At 51.3% G+C, this 298-nt stretch carries 1 protein-coding gene and 1 pseudogene; both read right to left on the minus strand.

Going from position 1 to position 298, the window contains the following annotated elements; translation table 11 throughout:
* Positions 1 to 144, minus strand: a 144-nt coding sequence (locus RTW80_RS28605) for an MbeD family mobilization/exclusion protein (RefSeq protein ID WP_049093164.1), incomplete at its 3' end; no start/stop codon positions are given.
* A gap of 6 nt (positions 145 to 150) precedes the next feature.
* A pseudogene (locus RTW80_RS28610) lies at positions 151 to 298 on the minus strand (mobilization protein); the annotation flags it as partial.

Here is a 298-nt window from a genome sequence, read left to right on the forward strand (position 1 = left end):
GTTCAGCATCGCGTTGTCCCGTTGCGTAAGCGAAAACATTTTCTGCAATTCCACGAAGGCGCTCTCCCATTCGTTCAGCCGCTGCATATAGTCCTGTTGCAGTTGCTCTAATGCGTTCAGCAAATGTCTTTCCAGCTCCGTCACTCTGTGTCACTCCGTCAGTTGTACCCAGTCCTTCCCCTGATAGGGAATCACCTCTGCTGATTTCCCGTACGGAAGGACCAGAAATTTCCTGTTCCCGTCCTGAACAAACTCCACGCCCCATGTCTTCGCGTTCAGTTTCTGCAATGTCTCTTCC

It is taken from the genome of Escherichia sp. AM3 (genome assembly GCF_032029835.1).
Classification (GTDB): Bacteria; Pseudomonadota; Gammaproteobacteria; order Enterobacterales; family Enterobacteriaceae; genus Escherichia; species Escherichia coli.